Genomic DNA, 1615 nt, shown 5'->3' with positions numbered 1-1615 from the left:
TAGGCTGAGACGTGATGCCGAGCCGATTCAGGTGAAGTCAGTGATCCTATGCTGCCGAGAAAAGCCTCTAGCGAGTTCTTAGCGGCCCGTACCCCAAACCGACACAGGTGGTCAGGTAGAGAATACCGAGGCGATCGGGCGAACTGTGGTTAAGGAACTCGGCAAATTGCCCCCGTAACTTAGGGAGAAGGGGGGCCGGAGACGTGAAGCCCCGCGCGGGTGGAGCGTTGTATGGCCGCAGAGAGCAGGGGGAAGCGACTGTTTACTAAAAACACAGGTCCATGCGAAGAAGTAATTCGATGTATATGGACTGACGCCTGCCCGGTGCTGGAACGTTAAGGGGACCTGTTAGCTCTTCGGGGCGAAGCGGAGAACTTAAGCGCCAGTAAACGGCGGTGGTAACTATAACCATCCTAAGGTAGCGAAATTCCTTGTCGGGTAAGTTCCGACCTGCACGAATGGCGTAACGACTTCCCCACTGTCTCAACCACAGGCCCGGCGAAATTGCATTACGAGTAAAGATGCTCGTTACGCGCGGCAGGACGGAAAGACCCCGGGACCTTTACTATAGCTTGACATTGGTATCCGAATTAGCTTGTGTAGGATAGGTGGGAGCCGGTGAAGTCCATACGCCAGTATGGGTGGAGGCAATCTTGAAATACCACTCTGGTTGATTTGGGTATCTAACTTCGGACCGTTATCCGGTTCAGGGACAGTGTCTGGTGGGTAGTTTAACTGGGGCGGTTGCCTCCTAAAGGGTAACGGAGGCGCCCAAAGGTTCCCTCAGCCTGGTTGGCAATCAGGTGTTGAGTGCAAGTACACAAGGGAGCTTGACTGTGAGACTGACAGGTCGAGCAGGGACGAAAGTCGGGACTAGTGATCCGGCACTTGCGAGTGGAAGCGGTGTCGCTCAACGGATAAAAGGTACCCCGGGGATAACAGGCTGATCTTCCCCAAGAGTCCATATCGACGGGATGGTTTGGCACCTCGATGTCGGCTCGTCGCATCCTGGGGCTGTAGCAGGTCCCAAGGGTTGGGCTGTTCGCCCATTAAAGCGGTACGCGAGCTGGGTTTAGAACGTCGTGAGACAGTTCGGTCCCTATCCGCCGTGCGCGTAGGATACTTGAGAAGGGCTGTCCCTAGTACGAGAGGACCGGGACGGACGAACCTCTGGTGTGCCAGTTGTCCCGCCAGGGGCACGGCTGGTTAGCTACGTTCGGAAGGGATAACCGCTGAAAGCATCTAAGCGGGAAGCTCGCTTCAAGATGAGGTATCCCACCCACCTTGGTGGGGTAAGGCCCCCAGCTAGACGACTGGGTTGATAGGCCGGAAATGTAAGCCCGGTAACGGGTTCAGTTGACCGGTACTAATAGGCCGAGGACTTGACTACTAAGCTGCTACGCGTCCACTGTGCAACTCTCGATAAACGAACAACAGACCACGTGGTTGGTGTTGTTTGATATGTCGATAGAGTTACGGCGGTCATGGCGGAGGGGAAACGCCCGGTTACATTCCGAACCCGGAAGCTAAGCCCTCCAGCGCCGATGGTACTGCACTCGGGAGGGTGTGGGAGAGTAGGACGCCGCCGGACAATCTTTCAGTTCAGGGTCACCCC

General features: G+C 56.0%; 1 rRNA gene and 1 other annotated feature (1 of these 2 cut by a window edge). The gene reads left to right on the top strand.

From position 1 onward, the window contains the following. Nucleotides 1-1389, top strand: a sequence feature (most likely nonfunctional fraction of RNA operon); it begins 3241 nt to the left of the window's first position. 85 nt (nucleotides 1390-1474) lie between these two features. After that, nucleotides 1475-1591, top strand: a 5S ribosomal RNA gene (gene rrf / locus ACGFNF_RS30310). Nucleotides 1592-1615 lie beyond the last annotated feature (24 nt).

This window comes from Micromonospora sp. NPDC048868, from assembly GCF_043198195.1.
Classification (GTDB): domain Bacteria; phylum Actinomycetota; class Actinomycetes; order Mycobacteriales; family Micromonosporaceae; genus Micromonospora; species Micromonospora reichwaldensis.
The sequence above is the reverse complement of the archived record's forward strand: the minus strand, read 5'-3'. Positions and strand labels throughout refer to the sequence as shown.